Source organism: Microtetraspora sp. AC03309 (assembly GCF_020826795.1).
Classification (GTDB): Bacteria; Actinomycetota; Actinomycetes; order Streptosporangiales; family Streptosporangiaceae; genus Microtetraspora; species Microtetraspora glauca.
This window is the reverse complement of the sequence record NZ_JADDIL010000298.1, coordinates 1-732: the sequence shown is the minus strand read 5'-3', so window position 1 is coordinate 732 and position 732 is coordinate 1. Positions and strand designations below refer to the sequence as shown.

1 protein-coding gene is annotated in these 732 nt (G+C 62.6%); it reads right to left on the bottom strand.

What is annotated here, in order from left to right; all coding sequences use genetic code 11:
- Positions 1–72 precede the first annotated feature (72 nt).
- Entirely contained in the window at positions 73–720 is a 648-nt protein-coding gene (locus IMZ11_RS42940) for a permease-like cell division protein FtsX (RefSeq protein WP_228649365.1), read from the bottom strand.
- Positions 721–732: the final 12 nt, after the last annotated feature.

Sequence of the window (732 nt, the reverse complement as noted above, 5' to 3'; positions counted from 1 at the left end):
GCCTTGCGATTGCTGGCCACAATCTGCTTGTTGCCGGCGGGGCTGGACTTCTTGGTCGCCACTAGTTCACGACTACCTTCGTATGTAGAGCCGCAGCGTCACATACGCGGTTATGCCGGACATCGCCAGGCCGAGGAACAGCATCCACGGTGCGCTGAAGTAGAGCACGTCAGCGTAGTCGACCCTGGCAATCAAATTCGACTGATAAAACTGGTCGAGGGCTTTCTCCAGGAACACCGCGCGCACCACGATCAGCCCGACGATCGCGATCACCACACCGATCAGGGCCGCGATCATCGCCTCCACGAGGAACGGCAGCTGGGTGTACCAGCGCGTCGCACCGACCAGCCGCATGATCCCGATCTCGGTGCGCCGCGTGTAGGCGGCCACCTGGACCATGTTGGCGATCAGCAGCACCGCACCGATCGCCTGCACCAGCGCCACCGCGAACGCGACACTGCTGAGCCCGTCGAGCACGGCGAACAGCCGGTCGATCAAGTCCTTCTGATTGAGGACGTTGAGCACACCGGGCTGGCCCTGCATGGCCTTGTCGAACGCCTCGTGCTGTTCGGGGTCGTTGAGCTTGACGATGAACGACGCCGGGAAGGCGTCCTTGCCCGCGACGTCCTTGTACTGCGGGAACTTCTTGATCGCGTCGTTGTAGGCCTGCTCCCGATTGAGGAAGCTCAGCGACCGCACATCGTCGCGGTCGTCGATCATGCGGTACAGCGC